At 64.6% G+C, this 23,615-nt stretch carries 21 protein-coding genes; 15 read left to right on the forward strand and 6 right to left on the reverse strand.

The features are described 5' to 3' along the window. Positions 1-56: 56 nt before the first annotated feature. From hisS to metK, 6 genes are all read left to right on the forward strand, one after another. Complete coding sequence (hisS, locus tag NJ75_RS08890) at positions 57-1,304, forward strand: histidine--tRNA ligase (RefSeq protein WP_039333555.1); 1,248 nt, start codon at positions 57-59, stop codon at positions 1,302-1,304. Between the two features lie 118 nt (positions 1,305-1,422). Then, positions 1,423-2,487 (forward strand): peptide chain release factor 1, encoded by a 1,065-nt coding sequence (prfA, locus tag NJ75_RS08895; protein WP_039333558.1) that lies wholly within the window; start codon positions 1,423-1,425, stop codon positions 2,485-2,487. Positions 2,488-2,496: 9 nt separating this feature from the next. Further along, complete coding sequence (gene prmC, locus NJ75_RS08900) at positions 2,497-3,363, forward strand: peptide chain release factor N(5)-glutamine methyltransferase (protein WP_039333559.1); 867 nt, start codon at positions 2,497-2,499, stop codon at positions 3,361-3,363. Positions 3,364-3,559: 196 nt separating this feature from the next. Next, positions 3,560-4,597 (forward strand): DUF4167 domain-containing protein, encoded by a 1,038-nt coding sequence (locus tag NJ75_RS08905; protein WP_236727100.1) that lies wholly within the window; start codon positions 3,560-3,562, stop codon positions 4,595-4,597. A 60-nt stretch (positions 4,598-4,657) separates the two neighbouring features. Then, positions 4,658-6,250 carry an apolipoprotein N-acyltransferase gene (lnt, locus tag NJ75_RS08910; RefSeq protein WP_082013332.1) on the forward strand — a complete coding sequence of 531 codons (1,593 nt, stop codon included), beginning with the start codon at positions 4,658-4,660 and terminating at the stop codon, positions 6,248-6,250. Positions 6,251-6,320: 70 nt separating this feature from the next. Next, on the forward strand, positions 6,321-7,532 hold the full coding sequence (metK, locus tag NJ75_RS08915; protein WP_039333563.1) for a methionine adenosyltransferase: 1,212 nt from the start codon (positions 6,321-6,323) through the stop codon (positions 7,530-7,532). Between the two features lie 39 nt (positions 7,533-7,571). Here the strand turns inward: metK and NJ75_RS08920 are convergent, their stop codons facing one another. Next, the gene (locus tag NJ75_RS08920; protein WP_039333566.1) at positions 7,572-8,870 is read right to left on the reverse strand and encodes an acyl-CoA dehydrogenase family protein; all 1,299 of its coding nucleotides are present in this window, start codon (positions 8,868-8,870) and stop codon (positions 7,572-7,574) included. Continuing rightward, positions 8,870-10,189: a phosphotransferase gene (locus tag NJ75_RS08925; protein ID WP_052242242.1), complete on the reverse strand. Its 1,320-nt coding sequence runs from the start codon at positions 10,187-10,189 to the stop codon at positions 8,870-8,872. The genes NJ75_RS08920 and NJ75_RS08925 overlap by 1 nt, the downstream gene beginning before the upstream one ends. 217 nt (positions 10,190-10,406) lie before the next feature. Here NJ75_RS08925 and NJ75_RS08930 point away from each other — a divergent pair, with 217 nt between their 5' ends. Next, positions 10,407-11,375, forward strand: a complete 969-nt coding sequence (locus NJ75_RS08930) for a class A beta-lactamase (RefSeq protein ID WP_039333568.1) — start codon at positions 10,407-10,409, stop codon at positions 11,373-11,375. Between the two features lie 167 nt (positions 11,376-11,542). Here NJ75_RS08930 and NJ75_RS08935 read toward each other — a convergent pair whose 3' ends face one another. Next, complete coding sequence (locus tag NJ75_RS08935) at positions 11,543-11,728, reverse strand: hypothetical protein (protein ID WP_039333570.1); 186 nt, start codon at positions 11,726-11,728, stop codon at positions 11,543-11,545. Positions 11,729-12,008: 280 nt separating this feature from the next. On the opposite strand from NJ75_RS08935, the gene polA reads away from it, so the two are divergent. Beyond that, positions 12,009-14,846: a DNA polymerase I gene (polA, locus tag NJ75_RS08940; RefSeq protein WP_039333572.1), complete on the forward strand. Its 2,838-nt coding sequence runs from the start codon at positions 12,009-12,011 to the stop codon at positions 14,844-14,846. A gap of 3 nt (positions 14,847-14,849) precedes the next feature. Here polA and NJ75_RS08945 read toward each other — a convergent pair whose 3' ends face one another. Then, positions 14,850-15,563, reverse strand: a complete 714-nt coding sequence (locus NJ75_RS08945; RefSeq protein WP_039333574.1) for a hypothetical protein — start codon at positions 15,561-15,563, stop codon at positions 14,850-14,852. 171 nt (positions 15,564-15,734) lie between these two features. On the opposite strand from NJ75_RS08945, the gene NJ75_RS08950 reads away from it, so the two are divergent. Further along, entirely contained in the window at positions 15,735-17,243 is a 1,509-nt protein-coding gene (locus tag NJ75_RS08950; protein ID WP_039333576.1) for a YifB family Mg chelatase-like AAA ATPase, read from the forward strand. Positions 17,244-17,245: 2 nt separating this feature from the next. On the opposite strand, the gene NJ75_RS08955 is transcribed toward NJ75_RS08950, so the two are convergent. Then, positions 17,246-17,494 (reverse strand): GlsB/YeaQ/YmgE family stress response membrane protein, encoded by a 249-nt coding sequence (locus NJ75_RS08955; RefSeq protein WP_039333578.1) that lies wholly within the window; start codon positions 17,492-17,494, stop codon positions 17,246-17,248. Positions 17,495-17,987: 493 nt separating this feature from the next. Between NJ75_RS08955 and NJ75_RS08960 the strand changes: the two genes are divergently transcribed. The 3 genes from NJ75_RS08960 (at position 17,988) to NJ75_RS08970 (ending at position 20,806) form a co-directional block, all read left to right on the forward strand. Next, positions 17,988-19,991: a ribonucleoside-diphosphate reductase subunit alpha gene (locus NJ75_RS08960; RefSeq protein WP_039333748.1), complete on the forward strand. Its 2,004-nt coding sequence runs from the start codon at positions 17,988-17,990 to the stop codon at positions 19,989-19,991. A 23-nt stretch (positions 19,992-20,014) separates the two neighbouring features. Beyond that, on the forward strand, positions 20,015-20,263 hold the full coding sequence (locus tag NJ75_RS08965; RefSeq protein WP_039333580.1) for a hypothetical protein: 249 nt from the start codon (positions 20,015-20,017) through the stop codon (positions 20,261-20,263). An 81-nt stretch (positions 20,264-20,344) separates the two neighbouring features. After that, positions 20,345-20,806 carry a PepSY domain-containing protein gene (locus tag NJ75_RS08970; protein WP_255355056.1) on the forward strand — a complete coding sequence of 154 codons (462 nt, stop codon included), beginning with the start codon at positions 20,345-20,347 and terminating at the stop codon, positions 20,804-20,806. Positions 20,807-21,114: 308 nt separating this feature from the next. On the opposite strand, the gene NJ75_RS08975 is transcribed toward NJ75_RS08970, so the two are convergent. After that, positions 21,115-21,387 (reverse strand): DUF2171 domain-containing protein, encoded by a 273-nt coding sequence (locus NJ75_RS08975; RefSeq protein ID WP_039333750.1) that lies wholly within the window; start codon positions 21,385-21,387, stop codon positions 21,115-21,117. Between the two features lie 584 nt (positions 21,388-21,971). Here NJ75_RS08975 and NJ75_RS08980 point away from each other — a divergent pair. Genes NJ75_RS08980 through NJ75_RS08990 form a run of 3 tightly spaced genes read left to right on the forward strand, consistent with a single transcriptional unit; the run spans position 21,972 to position 23,534 of the window. Beyond that, complete coding sequence (locus NJ75_RS08980) at positions 21,972-23,027, forward strand: ribonucleotide-diphosphate reductase subunit beta (protein ID WP_039333582.1); 1,056 nt, start codon at positions 21,972-21,974, stop codon at positions 23,025-23,027. A gap of 26 nt (positions 23,028-23,053) precedes the next feature. Further along, entirely contained in the window at positions 23,054-23,296 is a 243-nt protein-coding gene (locus NJ75_RS08985) for a DUF4160 domain-containing protein (RefSeq protein WP_039333583.1), read from the forward strand. Next, the gene (locus NJ75_RS08990; protein WP_039333584.1) at positions 23,280-23,534 is read left to right on the forward strand and encodes a DUF2442 domain-containing protein; all 255 of its coding nucleotides are present in this window, start codon (positions 23,280-23,282) and stop codon (positions 23,532-23,534) included. The genes NJ75_RS08985 and NJ75_RS08990 overlap by 17 nt, the downstream gene beginning before the upstream one ends. Positions 23,535-23,615: the final 81 nt, after the last annotated feature.

Below are 23,615 nucleotides of genomic sequence, written 5' to 3' on the forward strand. Positions count from 1 at the left end.
CCCACCTTTTTCTGACCGCTTTCCGTTTTCGCGCTTTCGGGCTAATCGCGCGCTCCATGAGCACACAGACACCGCAGGCCATCCGTGGCACCCAGGACATCTTCGGCCCCGACGCCGAGGCCTTTGCCTTCGTCGTCGAGACGTTCGAGCGCGTGCGCAAGCTCTACCGTTTCCGCCGCGTGGAAATGCCAGTGTTCGAAAAGACGGCCGTTTTCAGCCGCTCGCTGGGCGAGACAACCGACGTCGTCTCCAAGGAGATGTACAGCTTCGAGGATCGCGGTGGGGAATCGCTGACGCTGCGTCCCGAATTCACCGCCGGCATCGCCCGCGCCTACCTCACCGATGGCTGGCAGCAGTACGCGCCGCTCAAGGTCGCCACCCACGGGCCACTGTTCCGCTACGAACGCCCCCAGAAGGGCCGCTACCGCCAGTTCCACCAGATCGACGCCGAGGTGATCGGCGCGGGCGAGCCGCAGGCGGACGTCGAACTTCTCGTCATGGCCGACCAGCTCCTCAAGGAACTGGGCATTGCGGACGGTGTGACGCTGCAGCTGAACACGCTGGGCGATGGCGCCAGCCGCGAGGCTTGGCGCACGGCGCTGATCGACTACTTCCGCGCCGTGAAGGGCGAGCTGTCCGAGGACTCGCAGGACCGCCTCGAACGCAACCCCTTGCGCATCCTCGATAGCAAAGACCCGCGCGACAAGCCGTTCAACGCCGACGCGCCGAGGATCGACGATTTCCTTAGTGCCGAGGCGCAGGACTTCTTCGCGAAGGTCACCTCAGGTCTCGATGCCGCGGGCGTCGCATGGACCCGCGCTCCGGCGCTGGTGCGCGGCCTTGACTACTACCGCCACACCGCGTTCGAGTTCGTGACCGACCGCCTGGGCGCGCAGGGCACCGTCCTTGGAGGCGGCCGCTATGATGGCCTGATGGAGGCGCTGGGCGGTTCAGCGACGCCTGCTGTCGGCTGGGCTGCGGGGATCGAGCGACTGGCGATGCTGGTGGGCGAGAAGGGCGAGGCCAAGGCCGACGTAATCGTCGTGGTCGAGGACGACGCGCTGCTGACCAGCGGAATTGCGCAGGCTTCGCGATTGCGCCGGGAAGGTGTCTCCGCAGAACTCGTGGCGTCTGGCTCTGCGCGCAAGCGGTTCGACAAGGCGGTCAAGATGGGAGCTAACGCTATACTCGCGCTCGCGATGCGCGATGGGACACCAAGCATGAGGTTCCGCGCGGAAAATGAGGCGCTTACTGCCTTGAACGAGCGACTGGCGGCCTTGGTCGCCGACTTCAGCGGCAAGTGACCATGCATTACTCCGTCACCCCGGGCCTGACCCGGGGTCCCGCTGTTCTTCTTGCGGCGCTTCACCAAGAAGCGGGATCCCGGGCCAGGGCCGGGATGACGAAGTGTGGGGGGAGTGGATGTCGGTAAGCGAAGCCCGTCTTGCCCAGATCGCCAACCGCTTTGCCGAGCTCGAGGCGCGGCTGGCTTCGGGCACGCTGGAAGGCCCGGAGTTCATTGCCGCCAGCCGCGACTATGCCGAACTGGAGCCGGTTGCCCGTGTCGCCCGCGAGATCGCGGACATGCGCGCCGAACTGTTGAGCCTTGCCGCGCTTGACGATCCCGACATGCGCGAGCTGGCGGACGAGGAGCTCCGCCGGATCAACGCCGAATTGCCTGAGGCCGAACACCGCCTCGCCCTCGCCATGCTGCCGCGCGATGCGGCGGACAGCCGCCCGGCCATGCTGGAAATACGCGCTGGCACCGGCGGCGACGAGGCCGCGCTCTTCGCTGCGGACCTCTACCGCATGTACGAACGATATGCCGCCGAGCAGGGCTGGCGGGTCGAGGTCGTCTCGGTCAACGCCAATGATCTCGGCGGCTACAAGGAAGTGGTCGCCAACGTCACGGGCAGCGGGGTCTTCGCCAAGCTCAAGTTCGAAAGCGGCGTGCACCGGGTGCAACGCGTGCCGGTGACGGAGAGTGGTGGCCGCATCCACACGTCTGCCGCGACGGTCGCCGTGTTGCCCGAACCGGACGAAGTGGACATTCTCATCGAGGACAAGGATCTCAAGATCGACGTCTACCGGGCGAGCGGCGCAGGCGGGCAGCACGTCAACACCACCGATTCCGCCGTGCGCATCACCCACCTGCCCACCGGCACGGTCGTCACCTGCCAGGACGGGCGCAGCCAGCACAAGAACAAGGAAAAGGCGATGCAGGTCCTGCGCGCCCGCCTGTTCGAGGCGCAGCGCGATGCTGCCCAGGGCGAAGAGGCCGAGGCGCGCAAGGCGATGGTCGGATCGGGCGACCGCTCCGAGCGCATCCGCACCTACAACTTCCCGCAAGGCCGAGTGACCGACCACCGCATCAACCTGACGCTGCACCGCCTGCCCGAAATCCTCGAAGGCCCTGGCCTTGCCGAACTGATCGATGCGCTGATCGCCGAGGACCAGGCCAAGCGGCTGGCGGCGATGGATGGGTAACAGCGCCAAGTGAAGGTTGCCGAGGCCCTGCGCGCCGCCGCCGACCGGCTTTCCGCCACATCGGACACGGCCCGCCTCGATGCCGAAGTGCTGATGGCGCATGCGCTGGGCTGTTCGCGGACCGATCTGCTGCTGCGGCACATGGCGGCGGCGGTGCCCGATGGCTTCGATGCGCTGGTCGAGCGGCGGACGGGCCATGAGCCGGTTGCTTATATTACCGGCACTGCCGAGTTCTATGGCATCGAGCTTGCCGTAAGCCCCGCCGTCCTGATCCCGCGCGGCGATACCGAAACGCTGATCGAGGCGGCACGTGAGGCGTTTGCCGGCGAGGCGCCACCCGAGCGAATTCTCGATCTCGGAACAGGCTCGGGCGCTCTGCTGCTGGCGGCGCTGTCGCTATGGCCGGACGCCGAAGGCATCGCGATCGAGCGCTCTCCCGAAGCATCGGCGGTGGCGAAAGCGAACGCCAGACGCCATGCGCCGTCTGCGCGAATCCTCGAAGGCGACTGGACACAGACGGATTGGGCGCAGGGACTGGGCAGGTTTGACCTGGTCCTCTCGAACCCGCCTTATGTCGAGGAACACGCGAATCTCGATGCATCGGTCCGCCAGTACGAGCCAGCATCCGCGCTGTTTTCCGGCCTCGACGGGCTGGACGATTACCGCATTCTGGTGCCGCAGCTTCCTGCCCTCCTCACCGCGCGGGGTATTGCCTTGGTCGAGATAGGCTGGACACAAGCCGACGCCGTTACAGACATCGCGCGCGGGGCCGGGATGTCTGCGCGGGTCCATTGCGATCTGGCAGGGCGAAAAAGGGCGGTCGAAATGGCGGTTTCTGCCAATATTTCTCTTGGCAAGGGACCTGCGGATCACTAATTGTGTTCTTAGGCAGGGGACGGACGAAGGCTTCCCGTCCCGGCCAAATCCACCATTTGCAGGGAATATCGGCCAAAGGGGCCGAGACGAGCGCAGATGCTGGGAACCCCGATTCGCATGACGCGAACCGGTGGCGGAGGGTTGCGCGGCATTACGGGTTGCTCAAGCTTTACGAGAGGCCGCCCCATTTAAGGAAGTGCCTGAGTTGAATAACAATCGTGGTAACAACCGCCGTCGCGGCCGGGGCAACAACAATCGCCCCCAGAACGGTGGTCAGCAGCTCAACCGGATCGACAGCCGTGCGCGGGGCAATGCGCCCCAGATGCTGGAGAAGTATCGCAAGCTCGCGCAGGACGCCCACCTGAATGGCGACCGCGTGCAGGCCGAATACTATCTGCAATTTGCCGACCACTATTTCCGCGTGATCGCCGACACCCGCCTCCGTCAGGAAGAGCAGCGCGCCCGCCAGAACGGCGGCGAGCGCTGGCAGGATCAGGACGCGGAGGAAGGCGCGGACGAATTCAGCGTCGAAGGTGATTTTCCCGCGTTCGACCGTCCGGTTTCCACGCGGCGCGAGCGTGAAGACCGCGAAGATCGTGGTGAACGTCAGGATCGGGGCGAACGCCAGGACCGTGGTGACCGCTATGAAGGTCGCCGCGATCGCGAGGACCGCCCCCGTGACGACCGCCCCCGTGACGATCGCCAACGTGACGATCGGCCCCGTGAAGATCGCCAGCGTGAAGAGCGCCCCCGTGAAGACCGGCAGCGTGAAGACCGGCAGCGCGACGATCGCGGTTCCGAAGAGCGCGGCACGCGTCGTGAGGGCGCCCGCCGGTTCGAGCGCAATCGCAGCCGCGATGCCGAATCGGAAGTGGCACCTGCCGAGGCTCTGCCCGGCGAAGGTGTTCCGGCCATCGAGGGTGAGCCGATTGCCGATGCCAACGACAATCCGTTCGTGACCCGGGCTACACGTGGGCTTCGCCCGCGCACCGAGCGGCGTCCGCGCGGCGTCAAAGCTGCGGCTGACGAAGCACCGGCGACGCTGGATGCCTCGTTCCTGCCGCCATCGATCAGCGCCAAGGCCGAGGCCGAGCCTGCTCCGGTAGCAGCACCGGCCCCAGAACCCATTGCCCCCGAGCCCGTTGCCGAAGAAGCCACTGCTCCTGCACCCAAGAAGCGCGGCCGTCCGCGCAAGACTCCGGTCGCCGAAGCGACCGAGCCTGCAGAGGGTTGATTGGTGACGCCGGGATGGGCCGCTTGCGGTCTCTCCCGGCGCACCCCATAGCAGGAAGGCATGACAGCTTCCCGCTTTTCCTCCCGCTTTCGGCCTCGCCTTCCATCGCGTGACAGCCTGCTGACAATTGCCGCTGGTGGCCTTGCTGCCTGCGGTTTTCAGCCGTTGGGCCTGTGGCCGCTGACGCTGGCTGCCCTCGCGTTCCTGATCCACCGCCTCCATGTGGTAAAGACCTGGCGGCAGGCATTGCTCATCGGATGGCTGTTCGGCGTCGGGCATTTCACCGTTGGCAATGGCTGGATCGCCACGGCTTTCACCTATCAGGCGGAAATGCCAACCTGGCTTGGCTGGATCGCGGTATTCCTGCTTGCGCTCTACCTCGCGGTATTCCCGGCCTTGGCAACGTGGGGTGGCTGGTGGCTGGCAAACACCCGCAGGGCCATGCTCTTGCCAGCCTTTGCCGCGGCGTGGATCGTGTCTGAATGGCTGCGCTCGTGGGTTTTCACCGGGTTTGCGTGGAACCCGCTGGCGATGGTGACACTGGGCGGTTTCGAGCGCCCCGGGCTCGCCCTCGCTGCACAATGGTTGGGAACTTACGCCCTGTCCGGGCTTGTCGTCCTGCTGGCCGGATGGTGGCTCTTTGCGCTCCGGTCCTTCCGAAAGGGGCAAAGGTGGGCTGCGGGTGCATACTTGCTCGGCCCGGCTGTGCTCATGGTTCTGCCACTTCATGGCGAGCGGCTTGAAGGGACCTTGCCGTTTACGCTGGTCCAGCCGGATGTGCGCCAGGACCTGCTCAACGATCCCGCCAATTTCGAGAATCAGTTCCAGAAGACGGCGAGGCTCTCTCTGACTCGCAAGCCCGGCGAGAACCGCCTTTTGCTCTGGCCTGAAAGCGGCGTGCCGGACTTTCTGCGCGAGGGCTATTCCCAGTTCTGGTACGACGAGACGACTTATGCCGGCGACCCGGTGCTGGCGCGAGAGCGGCTCGGCAAGGTCGCCGGCAAAGGTGGCCTGCTGCTGACCGGAACGACCGATCTTGCCATCGAGGGGCGCAAGGTGGCGGGCGCCTGGAATGTGGTGACGGCGCTTGATTCTGACGGGGCCATCAAGGGTTCGTACGCCAAGGCGCATCTCGTTCCTTATGGCGAGTACCTGCCGATGCGCTCACTCCTCGAACCGCTCGGTCTGTCGCGACTGGTTGCGGGCAGCCTTGATTTCTTCGCCGGGCCTGGGCCTCGCACACTCGATCTGGGCCGATATGGCAAGGCCGGGGTGCAGATCTGTTACGAGATCATCTTCTCGGGACAGGTGGTGGATCGCGCGCATCGGCCGGATTACCTGTTCAATCCGTCCAATGATGGCTGGTTCGGCGCCTGGGGGCCGCCGCAGCATCTGGCGCAGGCGCGGATGCGCGCCATAGAGGAGGGGTTGCCGGTCTTGCGGGCAACCACGACCGGCATAAGTGCGGTCGTGGATGCCGATGGCGTCGTCCGTCAGTTCGTGCCGCAACATCGCGCCGGCCGGTTGGACGGCGCGATCCCTCCCGCCCATGCGGCGACACTGTTTGCGCGCACCGGGAACATGCTCGCCCTTTTGTGGGCAGTAGCGCTTCTTTTCGTTGCACTGGTTGCAAGTGCCACGCGGAAACGCTAAGCGGGCAGGGACATAAAGCTTTCTTTATATCGCTTGTCTCAGCACAGGCCCTCTTGGCATAGGACTCTCGATGCGCACCGATTACCTGTTCACTTCCGAATCCGTATCCGAAGGCCATCCGGACAAGGTTTCCGACCAGATCAGCGACGCGATCGTCGACCTGTTCCTGTCAAAGGACCCCGAAGCGCGCATCGCCTGCGAAACCCTGACCACCACGCAGCTTGTCGTTCTTGCCGGCGAAATCCGCTGCAAGGGCGTGTATGAGAACGGTGAATGGGCTCCGGGCGCGCAGGAAGAGATTGAGCGGACCGTGCGCGAGACGGTCAAGCGCATCGGCTATGCGCAGGACGGCTTCCACTGGGAGAAGTTCGAGTTCATCAACCGTCTGCATGGCCAGTCGGCCCACATCGCGCAGGGCGTCGATGCTGGCGAGAACAAGGACGAGGGCGCGGGCGACCAAGGCATCATGTTCGGCTATGCCACGGATGAAACGCCGGGCCTGATGCCGGCGACGCTCTACTACAGCCACAAGATTCTCGAACGCATGGCCGCCGATCGCCATTCCGGCGCCGCGCCGTTCCTCGAACCCGACGCCAAGAGTCAGGTCACTCTGCGCTATGAAGGCTCGCTGCCGGTTGCAGCCACCGCCATCGTCGTCTCGACGCAACACAAGGCAGGCTACGACGAGAACGACCCGGCCAAGCAGGCCGAACTCGAAGCCTATGTGAAGAGCGTGATTGCCGACGTGATCCCGCCGGTGCTGCTGCGCGAAACCGAATACTTCATCAACCCGACCGGCAGCTTCGAGATCGGCGGTCCTGACGGCGATGCCGGTTTGACGGGCCGCAAGATCATCGTCGACACCTATGGCGGTGCGGCTCCCCACGGCGGCGGCGCATTCTCGGGCAAGGACCCGACCAAGGTTGACCGTTCGGCTGCCTACATCACGCGCTACCTTGCCAAGAACGTGGTTGCCGCCGGCCTTGCCACGCGCTGCACCATCCAGATCGCCTATGCCATCGGCGTGTCGAAGCCGCTGTCGCTCTATGTCGACACGCACGAGACGGGCACCGTCGGCGACGACAAGATCGAGCAGGCGATCCTGGGTATTGCCAAGCTCGGGGGCCTGACCCCGCGCGCGATCCGCACGCACCTGGGGCTCAACAAGCCGATTTACCAGCCGACCGCAGCCTATGGCCATTTCGGTCGCAAGGCCGAAGGCGACTTCTTCCCGTGGGAGCGCACCGACCTCGTCGACGATCTCAAGGCGGCGCTTGCCTGAAGTGTCGGCCGGGGGAGCTGCTGACGGCTCCCCCGCCTGTCAGAACTGGCCCTTCCTCGGCCCGAGATAGCCGAACAGGAAGGCGCCGACCTTCCGCATCTGGATCTCTTCCGCGCCTTCGGTGATGCGGTAGCGGCGGTGATGCCGGAATATGTGCTCGAACGGCTTGTGGCGCGAATAGCCGATGCCCCCGTGGACCTGCATGGCACGGTCGGCGGCTTCGCAGACCAGCCGGTTCGCCCAGTAATTGCACATCGAGACCTTGTCCGAAAGTTCACGCTCGATGCGCTTGTGGCCACCCTCTTCGGCCTCGAGGCGGTCCATCTCCCAGGCCGTCTTGCGGATCAGAAGGCGCAGCATCTCGCACTGCGTGGCAAGCTCCACGAGCGGGAACTGGATCGCCTGGTTGCGGGCAAGCTCCTCGCCGAAAGGCTTGCGTTCCCGCGCATAGCGCACCGACTCCTCGACGCAGAAGGTAGCCGCGCCCAGCGATGATGCTGCCTGGCGGATGCGGTTCTGGTGAACGAAGCTCTGCGCAATGGCCAGGCCTCCGCCAACGGGGCCGAGAATCGCGCTGTCCGGCACCCAGACGTTGGTGAACGAAACGCGCGGGTGGTCGGTCGGCATATTGAAGGTCCACAGGTACTCTTCGATGACCAGCCCCTCGGTCGGGTTGGGCACGAGGAAGCAGGTGATGCCGCGCGCATCGCCCGCATCGCTACTCGTCCGTGCGAAAGTGGCGCAGTGGGTGGCAACGTGCATGCCGGTGGTCCACATCTTCTCGCCATCGATGCGCCAGCCAGATACCCCGTCGCGCGTTTCCGGCACTGCGCGGGTTTCCATGTGGGTGGCGTCGGAGCCGTGATCGGGTTCGGTAAGGCCGAAGGCGGTGCGGCGCGTGCGGGCAAAGCCCCCTTCGATAAACTCCGCTTGCTGTTCCGGTGTGCCGAAATGCTCGAACATGTTCACGAACGGGAAGTTGCCGACGATCGAGTGCTCGTTCTGCAGGTCATTGTGGAGCCCCAGGCCCTTCGCCGCGAAGTGTTCGCGGATCACTGCCATCCACAGGTTCTTGCCGTCCTTGCCGCCGTACTTCTTCGGCGCGGAAAAGCGCCAGTGCCCCGCCGCATCGGCACGGCGGGTGGCTTCGACCAATAGCGCTTCCCATTCATGGCGCGGCAGGCCGCCGTTGTCGAAATCGGTGCGCGCCCATTCGCGGCGGTGGTCGAAGAAGCGGATATTGTCGTCCGCCTGTTCAAGCGGTTTGATCTCTGCCTCGATGAAGGCATCGAGTTCGGCGATGTAGGCGACGAGGTCTGGGGGAAGGTCGAAGTCCATCAGGCTTGGCTCCAGAGGATGCGGGCGGACGCCAGCGCGGGATACTTGGGCATGTCGGCGGAAAGCGTGGACAGCGTCCGGGAGCGGAGCGTGGCAAGGAGCCCTTCCGTCTGAAGCGACTGGCGCCCGGCAAGAATGTTCTCGGCAAGGACCTTGTCCGCGGGATCTGCACGCCCGGCCAGTTCGCGGCGCACGATACCCAGCGCGTTCTGGGCGACGGCTAGCTCCCAGCGCTCACGGCCGTCGAGCTTGCCCTTGACCGTGGCGGCGAGCCATTCCGAGACAGCGGTCAGGACTTCTGTTGCCGTTGGCTCGCCCCGACTTCCGGGTGCGGGCTCGGACGCGGGAGGCAGGAAGCGCTCGCGCTCCGCCTGTGGTGCTTCGCTTTCGAGCAGCAGCAGCAGGTCGAGTTCCTGTTCCGCGCAGCGGCGGGCGACGACGACTCGCTCAAGTGACCGATCGGTGCCGGATCGCCATGATTGGCCCATCGATAGGCAGCCAAGCGCCCACCATACCGTTCGATAGACCAGCCAGAAGCGGAAGCGGACTGCATCAAACCGTTCACCGCCGGCGTCTTCATAGGCCCGGGCCAGGGTAGCCACATCGGTCAGGCCGAACCCTTGCTTGTCGAGCCTTCCGAATCGCCACACCGTCATGCAGCCATAGGCCAGGTCCTCATGCCCGTCGCCAAGATGGGCCAGTTCCCAATCGAGCACGCCGGACAGGCGCCCTGCGTCAACCATGAGGTTGCCGATGCGGAAATCGCCATGGACGACGACGGGCGATGTCGGCGAGGGCAGGTTGGTGCGAAGCCAGGCGAGGCCCAGCGCAATTACCGGTCGGTCGCCACCGGCTTCCTCGAACTGGCGGGCGAGCCCCTCCACGCCTTCCGCAGGGTCCAGCATCGGAAGGAAAGGCAGGCCTTCAGGCGAAAGGGCGTGAATGCCTGCCATTGCCGCTGCGAGATCGGATGCAAGCTCCGGAGAGGATGAGAGTGCAACTTCCGGATCGGCCGTGCCCGGCAGGCAACGCATGATGAAGCCGATGCCAAGGCCATCCGCGCTCGCAAGTTCGGCGACGACTTCCGGCGCTTTCACGCCGGACGCGTGTGCCTGCCGGATCAGTTCGGCTTCACCATCCATCCCGAGCGGACGCGCCGCGATCCATTCAGCCGAGGGCGCCCGGCGCAACACGAACCGCCCATCTCCACAGGCAAACGCCCATGATTCCATGTTTGCGCCGCCGGATAGCCGCTGCAGGCCGGTAATCCTGCCGCCGTGCCCCGCCCTTGCCATGACTGCCTCGAGCAGCGTTTCCATTGCCTCTCCACGTCCGGCTTTGCCGCCGATCCGGGGGCACTATCCTTAACCGATCGATTAAAGTCCAGCGCGAATCGCCACTCGCGAATGGTTCCCGCAGCTTGCGCCCATCCGCGCGATGGATGCGCCGAGATGGTCCGAAAGGCACTTTGCCTTAGAATCACAACGCGATACTTGTGTTAAAGACGGATAAACCGGGGTCGGGGTACAAGAAGGCATGAAGTTCCGCACCGCACGAATCATCGCCGCATTGATGGTGGCGGCCCCTGCGCTGGTCGCCACGGTCCCCGCAGTGCAGAGCCGCGCTACGGTTTCGCTTCAGGATCAGCGCGATCAGGCGATCCAGCAGCAGGTGGCCGCGATTGCCGCAGAGGGGCGGGGGCGCATCGGCGTGGCCGCCATGGACCTCGATGGGGGCGGTCAGATTTTCGTGAATGCCGACATGCCGTTCCCGATGGCCAGCACGGCCAAGATTGCGGTCGCGGCCACGTTCCTCGATCTTGTCGAGAAGGGCAATGCGCGGCTCGACCAGCAATTTCCCATGATGATGCCGGTGCGCGAAACCGGCGCGCGCAGTGCCGAAGCGCCGCTTCGCTCAGGCCAGATCATGACCGCGCAGAGCCTGATGGAGCTTTCCATCACGCGCAGCCACAACGAGGCTACCGACGGATTGATCCAGGCGGTTGGCGGTTACGACAAGGTCAATCGTTGGCTCACGTCCAAGGGCATTACCGGCCAGCGGCTCGACCATACAATGGCAACGCTGGTTCGCGACGATGGCAAGGTCGACGCCGCGCGGGTGATTGATGTGCGCACCTCGAGCACGCCGCGCGCCATGCTTGCGTTGCTGGCCGCCATCGATCGGGGCAATGCCTTGAGTCCGGAAAGCCGAGCCGTGCTGCTCGATACCATGACCCGGACCAGCACGGGCAAGAACCGGATTCGTGCCGGACTGCCTGCGGGTACGCTCGTCGCCCACAAGACGGGCACGCTGTTCGGAGTGACGGACGATGTTGGTATCGTGCGTTTGCCTGATGGCAGGCACCTTGCCGTGGTATTCTTTGTGACCGGGCCCGAAGGTCACACTGCTCACGCCGGTCTGATCGCCCGCATGATGCGCACGATATATGATGGCTACAGCACACCGGTGGCCAAGAGCACGCAGGACCTTGTTCGCCGCCGCTAGGCTCTAAGCCTGAAACACCTACCAAACGCAAAAACGAGGGGCGGCAAGGCGATCTTGCCGCCCCCGTTTTTTGCGCGCCATCAGCCCGGCATACCGCAAAGAGAAAGGGGCGCGATCCGAAGACCACGCCCCTTCTATCTCATGTAACCTGCCCTTGCGGGCGGGGATTACATCGAAGCAGCTTCGCTCGCTTCAGCCGAAGCGTCGGCAGCAGGAGCCGAAGCGTCAGCAGCGACTTCCGAAGCAGCTTCCGAAGCAGCAGCGGTTTCGGTGGCTTCAGCAGCCGGCTTTTCCGAGCAGCCAGCGAGAGCGAAGGCGGTGCCGGCGACAGCGGCGAGGATGAGCTTGCGCATGCGTTACAATCCCTGGATTGAAGTGACCAGCGCCGGGCAAGCAGCCCGCCGCAAAGCCTACTCAAGCGGTAGACTTCGCGACCCAATTAATCGGCAATTCATCGCGTTGCAAGCACAAGACGTATGCATTGTGTCACAGTTTAGCCCGTGTTTGGGCCGAACCGCCTTTTTTTTGCCCGATTTCCGTGCGTTGAGCCGAGGCTTGCATGCGCCGGGTTGAGTTCCGACCACCCTGCAGCAAGGCGATGACGCGGGCATCGCGCCCTGCTAACACCCCCCGATGAGCGAAAAGCAGCATCTCTATCTGGTCGACGGGTCGGCCTATATTTTCCGCGCCTATCATCGCCTCCCGCCGCTGACGAATCCGCAAGGAACGCCGGTTGGCGCGGTCTACGGCTATACGACGATGCTGTGGAAACTGGCCGAGGACCTGCACAAGGCGGATGGGCCGACGCACCTTGCTGTCATTCTCGACAAGGCCGGCACGTCGTTCCGGAACGACCTCTACGACCAGTACAAGGCCAACCGCCCGCCCCCGCCCGAAGATCTCGTCCCGCAGTTCCCGCTGATCCGCGATGCAACACGTGCGTTCAGCCTCGCCTGCATCGAGGAGGACGCGCTTGAGGCCGATGACCTGATTGCTTCCTACGCGCGGGCAGCGACATTGCGCGGTTGGGACGTGACGATCGTTTCCTCCGACAAGGATCTGATGCAACTGGTCGGCAAGTGCGCCACCGGTGGTGGCTGCATCGACATGCTGGACACGATGAAGAACCAGCGCATCGACATTCCCGAAGTAGTCGAGAAGTTCGGCGTGCCGCCGGAAAAGGTCGGTGACGTCCTGGCGCTGATGGGCGATTCGGTCGACAACGTGCCCGGCATTCGCGGCATCGGCCCGAAGACCGCCACCAAGCTGATCCAGGAATACGGCGATCTCGAATCCGCGCTGGCTGCGGCCCCTGCGATGAAGGCGAGCAAGCTGCGCGAGAGCCTGATCGAGCAGGCCGAGATGGCCCGCCTTTCCCGCGTGCTGGTGCAGCTCAAGGAAGATTGCCCGCTGCCGATTCCGATCGAGGACTTTGCCCTCGGCCAGATCCCCCGCGATCCGCTTGCAGCGTTTCTGGAGGAGCACGGTTTCACCAGCCTGCTGCGTCGTCTTGACGACGGCAAGGGCAGCCCGGGGCCAAAGACCCAGCTCAATCCCGCCAAGCCCGAAAACATGGCGGCTCCGGCCGCACCTGCGGGCAACCGGCAGTCGCTGCCGTCATGGCCGGCGGTCGATCTTGGCGCCTATGCCTGCATCCAGTCGATGGGCGAGCTGCAGCAGTGGATCGCGCGGGCGTTCGAAGCGCGGGTGGTGGCGATCGATACGGAAACGAGCGCGCTTGACGCAATGCGCGCCAGCCTGGTCGGCGTGAGCCTTGCGCTTGGGCCGAACGATGCCTGCTACATTCCGCTCGGCCATGGCGGCGCGGACATGTTTGCGGAAAGGCCGGTGCAGATCGATCGCGCCGAGGCACTGGCCGCACTGAAGCCGCTCCTGGAAAGTGACGCGGTGTTGAAGGTCGGCCAGAACATCAAATACGACATCAACATCCTTGCGCGCCACGGCGTCCATGTCGCGCCGATCGACGATACCATGGTGATGAGCTTCTGCCTTGATGCCGGACGCAGCGAGACCGGCCTTGCCGGCCACGGCATGGACGAACTGGCAGAGCGGCACCTGCTGCACACCACGATGAAGTTCAAGGACCTGTGCGGCAACGGCAAGAAGGCGATCTCGTTCGCCGAAGTGCCGCTGGCCGACGCCACGCGCTATGCCGCAGAGGACGCCGACGTCACGTGGCGCCTGCATCGCCTGTTCCAGCCGCGGCTGGTCGACGAGGCGGGCATGCGAATCTACCAGAAGGTCGATCGTCCGCTCGTGCGGGTCGTCGCGATGATGGAACGTAACGGCATCAAGGTGGACCGCGAGCGGTTGTCCGGCCTCTCCACAGAGTTTGCCGCCCAGATCGCGCGCCTCGAAAGCGTGATCTTCGAGAAGTGCGGACAGAGCTTCACCATCGGGAGCCCCAAGCAACTGGGCGAGATCCTGTTCGACAAGCTCGGCTACAAGGGTGGCAAGAAGGGCAAGACCGGGCAGTACTCCACCGACCAGTCGGTGCTCGAAGGTCTGGCCGGGCAAGGGGCGGAAGTGGCGACGCTGGTGCTGGAATGGCGCCAACTGTCCAAGCTCAAGTCGACCTATACCGATGCGCTGCAGGCCGCGATCAACCCCGAGACCGGGCGCGTGCACACCAGCTACAGTCTCGTCGGTGCGCAGACCGGGCGTCTCTCGTCAAACGAACCCAACCTGCAGAACATCCCGATCCGAACCGAGATCGGCCGCCAGATCCGCGATGCCTTCGTTGCCGAGCCCGGCAATGTGCTGCTGGCCGCGGACTACAGCCAGATCGAACTGCGCCTTGCCGCGCACATGGCCGATGTGCCGGCGCTGAAGGAAGCCTTCGCTGCCGGAGAGGACATCCACGCGCGCACCGCAATGGAAATGTTCGGCACCGTCGATCGTGACACGCGAGGACGGGCCAAGACGATCAACTTCGCCATCCTCTACGGCATCAGCCGCTGGGGCCTGGGGGGGCGTCTGGGCGTTAGCGCGGACGAGGCGCAGGCCATGATCGACCGCTACTTCGAACGCTTCCCCGGCATCCAGCGCTACATCCACGAAACATTGGAGAGCGTGCGCGAGTGTGGCTATTCGCAGACGCTGTTCGGCCGCAAGACGTGGTTCCCGCGCATCGGCTCTAAGAACCAGGCCGAACGGCAGGGCAGCGAGCGTGCCGCGATAAACGCCCCGATCCAGGGCACCAGCGCCGACATCATCAAGCGCGCCATGGCCCGGATGATGCCGGCCCTCGCCGAAGCAGGCTTGCCCCGCGTGAAGATGCTCCTGCAGGTCCACGACGAACTCGTCTTCGAACTGCCGGAAGGCGATGTGGAGAAAGCCAGGCCGGTGATCGAGCGGGTCATGGCGACGGCGGCCGAGCCTGCGGTGAAGCTCAGTGTGCCGCTTGGCGTGGAGATCGGCACCGGCCTGTCATGGGGCGCGGCGCACTGATCGTCAGTCGAGCGCTGCGTATTGCGCGAGATCGGCGGTGCCGAGCGTCAGGATCTGATCGTTCGGCACCGAGTTGGTCAGCGCGTAGAACGCCGAGGCCTTGTCCGGCCCAAGGCCCATTTCGCGGTAGTAGTCGAGGTACGCGCGGTTGACCGGGTCGGACGCACTGAAATCGTCCGGCTCGAGACCCTCATCGTCGATCCAGGAATGGACCACGAACTCGGCATCGGGCGCAGCGCTGCGGCTCGCTCCCGCAAGGAACAGCTCGACCGCGCCCGAGCGGACCGAGCCGTGTTCCGGCACGCGCGTGGCAATGCCGCGGGCGCGGATCATGCGGCCGAGGCGCAGATTCGCGTGATCGTCGACCGTGCCGGGGCAGTCCGGCATTTCGAGCATGCGAATGCCGGGGAAGGCGCGCAGCATCTTCTGGAAGTCGGCAGGCGAATAGCTGTCGGTTTCGGCGACGAGTGCGGCCCGGCTGCCGTCCAGCACCTCGAACGGCCCGAAGCTGGCGACGCCCTTCACATCGGCGCGGGGCAGCCCGGCGATGCGTTCGGAGCCCGGCTCCTCGACTTCGACGACCGTCGTCTCGGTCCATGTGACGCCGTTCTCCACCCAGGTCCGTGTCGTTACCTCGCGCGTCGTCACCTCGCGCGCCAGCACCGGCTGGCAGGCGAGAATGGCGAAGATCGCGGGAAGAAGCGCGCGGCGGAGCATGGTCAGCCTTTTCCGCGCGCGCGGATTGCCGAATTGCCAAGGGACGCGGTTAAGATCGCTTCACCATGACCCGCGACTGGCTGCGAATGCCTCGAAAATGGCCGCATCCCGCCACCGTACTGGCCGCACCGCTGCTAGGCTAAGTAGCATTGCGGATGGAGTGCAGTATCGATGGTCGCGCTGGTGTCGACGGTCGCCTATCTCGGGCTCGAGGCGCGCGCCGTCGAAGTGCAGTGCCAGGTGGCGCCCGGTTTGCCCGCCTTCCGGCTCGTCGGCCTGCCCGACAAGGCGGTGGGCGAAAGCCGGGAGCGGGTTTCCTCGGCGCTTTCCGCACTCGGTCTCGCACTGCCGCCCAAACGGATCACGGTGAACCTGTCGCCGGCTGATCTGCCCAAGGAAGGCTCGCACTACGATCTCCCGATCGCGCTCGCTTTGCTCGCCGCGATGGGGGTGGTCGATCTCGAACAGATCGCTGACTATGTGGCAGTGGGAGAGCTGGCATTGGATGGCCGCGTGCTGCCGTCACCTGGCGTACTGCTCGCCGCGCTTCATGCCAGTGGTGAGGAGAAGGGCCTGATCTGCCCTGCCGCGCAAGGGCCCGAGGCACGCTGGGCCAGCGGGATCGACGTGATCGCCGCACCGGACCTCATCGGCCTGCTCAATCACCTGAAGGGTCAGCACCGCCTCCCCCAGCCTTCTCAGGGCGTGGCCGAGCCACCGCGTCGCCTGGCCGATCTCAAGCAGGTCAAGGGCCAGGAAACCGCCAAGCGCGCGCTGGAGATTGCGGCGGCTGGCGGGCATAACCTGCTGATGATCGGGCCGCCGGGCGCGGGCAAGTCGCTGATGGCCTCGTGCCTGCCCGGCATCCTGCCTGAGCTGACCCCGTCCGAGGCGCTCGAGGTGTCGATGGTGGCGTCGGTGGCCGGCACGCTCGAGGACGGTCGCATCAGCCGCGCCCGGCCGTTCCGGGCTCCCCACCATTCCGCTTCCATGGCCGCCTTGACCGGGGGCGGGCTGAAAGTGCGTCCCGGCGAAGTGAGCCTTGCGCACCTCGGCGTCCTGTTCCTCGACGAACTGCCCGAGTTTCAGCGCGCCGTGCTCGATTCCCTGCGCCAGCCGCTGGAGACGGGCGAGGTGACCGTGGCCCGCGCCAACGCGCACGTGACCTTCCCGGCGCGCGTGCAACTGATCGCGGCGATGAACCCGTGCCGCTGCGGCCATCTGGGCGATCCGGCGCTTGGGTGCAGCCGTGCCCCCCGCTGTGCCGGCGACTATCAGTCCAAGGTGTCAGGCCCGCTGCTTGATCGCATAGACCTCCATGTCGAGGTCGATCCGGTCTCCGCGGCGGATCTGGCGCTTCCGCCGCCTGCAGAAGGTTCCGACCAGGTGGCCGCGCGGGTGGCGCGGGCGAGGGCGCTGCAAGTTGCCCGGCTCGAGGGCACCAACGCCCGCAGCAACGCCGAGCTTAACGGCGATCTGCTGGACATCCACGCAACTCCGGACGAACCCGGGCGCAAGCTGCTCGCACAGGCTGCCGAAGCGATGCGCCTCTCCGCGCGCGGCTATACCCGCATGCTGCGCGTGGCGCGGACGATCGCCGATCTGGCCGGCGCGGGCACAGTGGGTCGCATCCATGTGGCCGAAGCGCTCAGCTATCGCCGCATTGCGCCTCGGGCTTAGGCTTAAAGATTGCGCCCAAGGAAGATGAGCAGCATCGCCCCGATGACCGAGGCGAGGCAGCCTGCGCGGTTCACGCCTTCGCCGAACGTCCGGCCGCTGCGCCAACTGGCGAACAGGCCTGCGACAAGCGCGCCGCCTACCCCCAGCAGCACGGTCTTGAGCATGCCGATGTCGACGTCGCCGGGATAGAAGAACCGCGCCAGCACGCCGACCACCAGACCGGTGAAGACAATCGAGATCAGATTCAGCACACCTGCACTCCGTTCCTGTGGACACCACATATGGTGCCGGTTGACGCTCTCTTGTCCACAAGTTGGTGGCCAACCCGAAAAATATTTCGACCGGCGTCGTTTCGCCCTTGAAGTGCAGGAAAGTCCACGCGTCGCTGCACTGCACAATAGCTCTTCTGGCGACGAAGCGAATCGCACGTGCGACGAATCGAGTCTCCCTGCGGATGTTTACCCTCTTGTGTCTGAATCCGGTTGAGGCACTATGGGTTGTGGTCGGGCTTCAGGGGGACCTCTAAACCTAGTTTAGAGCGCTTGGGCGTGTTTTGCGCGCAATGGCAACGCATTGCCTGCGCGCATGGCACACGGGGCCGTGATCGGGAATTCTGGAGCCGAGCGCCTGCGGAACAACATGTTCCACTTTCGTTCCGTCTCTTGTAGGATTGGGCCACTCGCCCGATTCGAGTGTCGATTGATCGCCCGGGCCTTGGCTGCGGGGTGCGAACGGGGGTTGAACGTGGATTTCAGAACTGGAGACGGCTCCGTGGTTGCGCAGGACGAACTGGCGCTTGCAGGCGCTCCGGCTGCGGCCGGTGAAGCAAAGGCGATGGATATGGACGCCAAGGACGCAGGCAGCGAAGCACTTGTCGCAGGCATGGCCGCCACCGTCGCAGCGGCTGCCGTTGCGGCCGCGCCGGTCAGCGATTCCAAGAAGGTCAATCCGCGCCGCTTTACCATCGTGACGGATGACAGCCGCGATGCGCGCCTGACCGATTTCGGCAAGGACACGCTGGACGACCGCTACCTGCTCCCCGGCGAGAAGTATCAGGACCTGTTCGCGCGCGTGGCCGATGCCTATGCCGACGATCAGGAGCACGCCCAGCGTCTCTACGACTACATCTCGAAGCTGTGGTTCATGCCAGCCACGCCGGTTCTGTCGAACGGCGGCACCGGGCGCGGCCTTCCGATCTCGTGCTACCTCAACTCGGTCGATGACAGCCTCGAAGGCATTGTCGCGACGTGGAACGAGAACGTCTGGCTCGCCTCGCGCGGCGGCGGCATCGGCACCTATTGGGGCAAGGTCCGCGGCATCGGCGAGAGCGTCGGCCTCAACGGCAAGACCAGCGGCATCATCCCCTTCGTGCGCGTGATGGATTCGCTGACGCTGGCGATCAGCCAGGGTTCGCTGCGGCGCGGTTCGGCGGCCTGCTATCTCGACGTTTCGCACCCGGAAATCGAGGAGTTCCTCGAGATCCGCAAACCTTCGGGTGACTTCAACCGCAAGGCGCTGAACCTCCATCATGGCGTGCTGCTGACCGACGAATTCATGGAAGCCGTGCGCGATGGCACGGAATTCCACCTGCGCAGCCCCAAGGACGGCTCGATTCGCAGCACGGTCGATGCGCGTTCGCTGTTCCAGAAGCTCGTTGAAACCCGCCTTGCCACGGGCGAGCCCTACATTGTGTTCAACGACACGGTGAACCGCATGATGCCCAAGCATCACCGCGACCTGGGGCTGAAGGTCTCGACCTCGAACCTCTGCTCGGAAATCACCCTGCCGACGGGCCGCGATCACCTCGGCAACGATCGTACCGCGGTGTGCTGCCTGTCCTCGCTCAACCTTGAAACCTGGGACGAGTGGAACGGCGACAAGCGCTTCATCGAGGACGTGCTGCGCTTCCTCGACAACGTGCTGCAGGACTACATCGACCGCGCGCCCAGCGAGATGGCCCGTGCCAAGTACTCGGCCATGCGCGAACGCTCGGTCGGCATGGGCGTGATGGGCTTCCACTCCTTCCTCCAGCTCAAGGGCATCGCCTTTGAATCTGCGATGGCCAAGGCGTGGAACCTCAAGATGTTCAAGCACGTCGCCGCCAAGGCGGACGAGGCTTCGATCCTGCTCGCGCAGGAACGCGGTGCATGTCCGGACGCTGCCGAAATGGGCGTGATGCAGCGCTTCTCCTGCAAGATGGCGATTGCGCCGACCGCGTCGATCTCGATCATCTGCGGCGGCACCTCTGCCTGCATCGAGCCGATCCCGGCCAACATCTACACGCACAAGACCCTGTCGGGCTCGTTCGTGGTCAAGAACCCCTATCTGCAGAAGCTTCTGGCCGAAAAGAGCAAGGATTCCACCAACGTGTGGAACTCGATCCTCGAGCAGGGTGGCTCGGTCCAGCATCTCGATTTCCTCAGCCCTGAGGAAAAGGCGATCTACAAGACCAGCTTCGAGATCGACCAGCGCTGGCTGCTCGAATTCGCGGCAGACCGCACGCCCTACATCGACCAGGCCCAGTCGCTGAACCTCTACATCCCGGCCGATGTCGACAAGTGGGACCTCATGATGCTCCACTTCCAGGCGTGGGAGAAGGGCATCAAGAGCCTCTATTACCTCCGCTCCAAGTCGGTCCAGCGCGCAGGCTTCGCCGGCGGCGTCGAGGCAGACAACACCGCGCAGGCCCCCAAGATCGAACTGTCGGCCGGCCAGACCGACTACGAGGAATGCCTGGCCTGCCAGTGATGGCGTGAGGGAGCCTGCGGGCCATGTCCGTGACGACTGACGTTGTAGCGAAATGGCCCACACTGCTCATCGCTCTTCCATGGGTCATCGCCGGCTTGGCGATGACTCTTCGGCCTGCCGTGTTCGCGCAATGGCAGTCCGACTTTTGGCGGAAGCGATATGGCATCGTGGCGGGGCCAATCGGCTCGGGCACTAAACTGTTCTACCGATTGCAGGGCATTTTCGTCGCGACCGTCGGTTTGCTCGTTGTGGGCAATTCGGTGCTCGGGTGAAATACGAACTGCTAACATCCCCGTTACACCCCGCGACACTTTGCGGCTGGCGCATCTGTGCGACAATCCGCGACAAGACTTGTGCTTGCACGATCCCGGTCAGGCCCGCTAAGGCGGCTTTGTCTAATCTTGCGATCAATTCGCATTATCAAAGGGGTTCGTTTCATGCGCAAGTGGCACCGCTGGATCACGGTGTTCTTCGGGGTCTTCATGATCTGGATGGCCTTCACCGGCGTCGCCAGCCACGTGACGGCGCTCTGGCCAGCTGGGGAGCAGGCCGGACCTCCGCCCGTTCCGCAGGGTTTCGTCTGTCCCGAAACCATGATGTGCCGCCCCAAGGCGCCTCCGGGCGGGATGAAGTCGCTGGTCGGCTGGTTCCACCACCTGCATTCGGGCGAGGAATTCGGTCCTGTCGGCACCGCAATCTCGCTGATGACCGGTCTGGCGCTGCTGTTCTTCAGCATCTCGGGCCTGTGGATGTACTTCTCGATGTGGAAGAACCGCAAGGACCGCAGCCTCAAGCCCGGCTGGTTCTGGAAGTAAGCGAGTCTTCGCTGGTTGCGCCCCTGACGTCCGTCAGGGGCTTGTGGCACCGGCCCGCTCCCCCGCCCGGCCACCCATTCAGGGTACTCTCGTGGGTAGCCGGGCGGGGGAGCGGGCCGGTGCCGCTAGGAAAGCCCGGATGGGCTTTTCGCACCCCGCAAATAAAGAAAAACGCCCCGCCTTTCGGCGGAGCGCTCTCCGGTCGCGTGGCACGACCTGGTCCCGAAGGGGGCGGGACGTTCTTGCGATCCGGCACCCAGCGAGCCGCCGGGACAGGACAGCGGGAAGGCCTCGCTGCCTTTCCGGACTTATTCTTCCTCGAGCATGCCCCAGGCCACATCGCCGTTCGCCGAAAGGCGAACCTTGTCGCCTTCGATTTCGGCGACGAGCCCGGTGGAGAGGTAATGATGGTGGCCGGAATGGGTTCCACCTTCGAAACCCGCGCCGGAGTCCTTCTTGGTCAGCTTGATCCGGTCGCCATCGACGCCATCGACCGTGCCGATGTGCACGCCATCGGCGCCGATCACTTCCATATGCTCTCGGATGCCCGAAGTGCGTTCGGTGCTGTTGCCGTAGCCCATCTGTTCGCCCGACTGCCCCCCGCCCATCTGGCGCTGGCCCGCGTCGAACTGGACCTGTTGGCCCTCGGTGCCGGAATTGTCGGAACGCGAGCTGTTGGGGCCCTGGTTCTGCCGTTCGGACTGCTGGCCCATCTGGCCACCGGTGTAGTCGCCGCTCCAGCGGTCGCCGCCGGTCTGCTGGTCGGCACCTCCGGGGCTGCGGATGCCTTCCTGACGGTCGGCCTGGCCGGTTCCGCCCTGCTGTTGCTGCTGCCGCTCGCCGGCATTGGCGCCGGTGACGTTGCGGGAATCGTTCGGCTCGTACTCGCCCATGGCAATTCTCCTGCGAATTCTATGAAGTTTCACGGGCGCTGCCGATCGCGCGCCCTTGCCTTCACAACCGTGCGCCGGGTCCGCCGTTCCGCTTCGAAACCGGGCGCAGCGCCAGTCCGATGGCCCCTGTCGCCGGGTCGAGGGTTCCTGCCCCAAAGGGCACGATTCAATCGCGTGGAAAACCCCGCCACTATCCCCCGCAAAGGCCGCGCCCGCGCTTTTGCCTGACCGCATCAGACCTTACATTCAAAGAATCAGCACAGGACACCGCCATGCCCCTTCTTGAAGCCCGCCCGACCTACAAGCCCTTCGAATATCCCTGGGCCTACGAATTCTGGAAGCGCCAGCAGCAGATCCACTGGATGCCCGAAGAGGTGCCGCTGGGCGAGGATTGCCGCGACTGGGCGCAGAAGATCTCGGATCACGAGCGCAACCTGCTCACGCAGATCTTCCGCTTCTTCACCCAGGCCGACGTGGAAGTGCAGAACTGCTACCACGAACAATACGGCCGCGTGTTCAAGCCGACCGAGATCAAGATGATGCTCGCCGCCTTCTCCAACATGGAGACGGTGCACATCGCCGCCTATTCGCACCTGCTCGACACCATCGGCATGCCTGAAAGCGAATACGGCATGTTCCTCGAATACGAGGAGCTGAAGGCCAAGCACGATTACCTGCAGACCTTCGGCGTCGACAACGACGAGGACATCGCCCGCACGCTGGCCATGTTCGGCGGCTTCACCGAGGGCCTGCAGCTCTTCGCCAGCTTCGCCATGCTGATGAACTTCCCGCGCTTCAACAAGATGAAGGGCATGGGCCAGATCGTTTCGTGGTCGGTCCGCGATGAATCGCTCCACTGCGAAGGCATCACCCGCCTGTTCCACGCCTTCGTGAAAGAGCGCGGCTGCCTGACCAAGGCGGTGAAGGAAGACATCATCGACTGCTGCCAGAAGACGGTGCGCCTCGAAGACGCCTTCATCGACCTCGCCTTCGAACAGGGCCCGGTACCGGGCATGAGCGCCAAGGAAATCAAGCGCTACATCCGCTACATCGCCGACTGGCGCCTGTCGCAGCTCGGCCTGCCGGCGATCTACATGATCGAAGACCACCCGCTCCCCTGGCTCGCCCCGCTCCTCAACGGCGTCGAACACGCCAACTTCTTCGAAACCCGCGCCACGGAATACTCGAAGGCGGCGACCAAGGGCGACTGGAACACGGTGTGGTCGAGCTTCGACAAGCGCCGCACGGCGAAGTCGGCGGCGAATGTCGAAGCGCCGGTCGAGGTGGACGTCGACATGTTCGGCGCTGCGGGGATTGCGGCGGAGTGATTGACGTCCTGGAGAGGTGAGAAGCGGTGCCAAAAGTCTTTGACTGGAACGGTTACCGCTTCCATTTCTTCTCAAACGAAGGTGATCCGCGCGAGCCTGCGCATATCCACGTCACCAAGGGCCGCGACACGGCGAAATTCTGGCTTAGCCCTGAGGTCAGCCTGGCCTATGGTCGCGGCTTCCCGCCCCGCGTGCTTTCGCAATTGGTTCGTGTTATCGAAGAGCGGCGCGAAGAACTCGAAAGGGCATGGAATGACTATTTCGCCTGAGCCCCTGTCCGTCCGTTTCGACGACCATTGCCTGTGGGTCGAACTCGACGACGGCCGCACAATCGGCGCGCCAATTGCGTGGTTCCCACGCCTGCTCCATGCATCCGAAGTTGACAGATCAGCGTTCTTTCTCAGCCGGGACGGCATCCACTGGGAAGGGCTGGACGAGGACATTTCGATTGCGGGTCTGCTAGCGGGGCGTGGCGACCGCATGGGAGTGCACAAAGCGGCAGCCTGACAGCGAACCTCCGCTCACCCCATGGAACGGCAAAGTCCCTCGTTGACGTTGGCTTCCCAGGTGGCACCTTGTGATTGGTCA

It is taken from the genome of Novosphingobium subterraneum (assembly GCF_000807925.1).
GTDB classification, from domain to species: domain Bacteria; phylum Pseudomonadota; class Alphaproteobacteria; order Sphingomonadales; family Sphingomonadaceae; genus Novosphingobium; species Novosphingobium subterraneum.

Bases quoted from the DNA above. Each gene is read 5' to 3' on its own strand.
- NJ75_RS08975 (WP_039333750.1), bottom strand. From the start codon at position 21,387: ATGGGCTACGGCAACAGCACCGAACGCACTTCGGGCATCCGAGAGCAT.
- NJ75_RS08930 (WP_039333568.1), top strand. From the start codon at position 10,407: ATGAAGTTCCGCACCGCACGAATCATCGCCGCATTGATGGTGGCGGCC.
- prfA (WP_039333558.1), top strand. From the start codon at position 1,423: ATGTCGGTAAGCGAAGCCCGTCTTGCCCAGATCGCCAACCGCTTTGCC.
- NJ75_RS08925 (WP_052242242.1), bottom strand. From the start codon at position 10,189: ATGGAAACGCTGCTCGAGGCAGTCATGGCAAGGGCGGGGCACGGCGGC.
- NJ75_RS08965 (WP_039333580.1), top strand. From the start codon at position 20,015: ATGTCCGTGACGACTGACGTTGTAGCGAAATGGCCCACACTGCTCATC.
- NJ75_RS08990 (WP_039333584.1), top strand. From the start codon at position 23,280: ATGACTATTTCGCCTGAGCCCCTGTCCGTCCGTTTCGACGACCATTGC.
- NJ75_RS08945 (WP_039333574.1), bottom strand. From the start codon at position 15,563: ATGCTCCGCCGCGCGCTTCTTCCCGCGATCTTCGCCATTCTCGCCTGC.
- metK (WP_039333563.1), top strand. From the start codon at position 6,321: ATGCGCACCGATTACCTGTTCACTTCCGAATCCGTATCCGAAGGCCAT.
- NJ75_RS08920 (WP_039333566.1), bottom strand. From the start codon at position 8,870: ATGGACTTCGACCTTCCCCCAGACCTCGTCGCCTACATCGCCGAACTC.
- lnt (WP_082013332.1), top strand. From the start codon at position 4,658: ATGACAGCTTCCCGCTTTTCCTCCCGCTTTCGGCCTCGCCTTCCATCG.
- hisS (WP_039333555.1), top strand. From the start codon at position 57: ATGAGCACACAGACACCGCAGGCCATCCGTGGCACCCAGGACATCTTC.
- polA (WP_039333572.1), top strand. From the start codon at position 12,009: ATGAGCGAAAAGCAGCATCTCTATCTGGTCGACGGGTCGGCCTATATT.
- NJ75_RS08950 (WP_039333576.1), top strand. From the start codon at position 15,735: ATGGTCGCGCTGGTGTCGACGGTCGCCTATCTCGGGCTCGAGGCGCGC.
- NJ75_RS08935 (WP_039333570.1), bottom strand. From the start codon at position 11,728: ATGCGCAAGCTCATCCTCGCCGCTGTCGCCGGCACCGCCTTCGCTCTC.
- NJ75_RS08980 (WP_039333582.1), top strand. From the start codon at position 21,972: ATGCCCCTTCTTGAAGCCCGCCCGACCTACAAGCCCTTCGAATATCCC.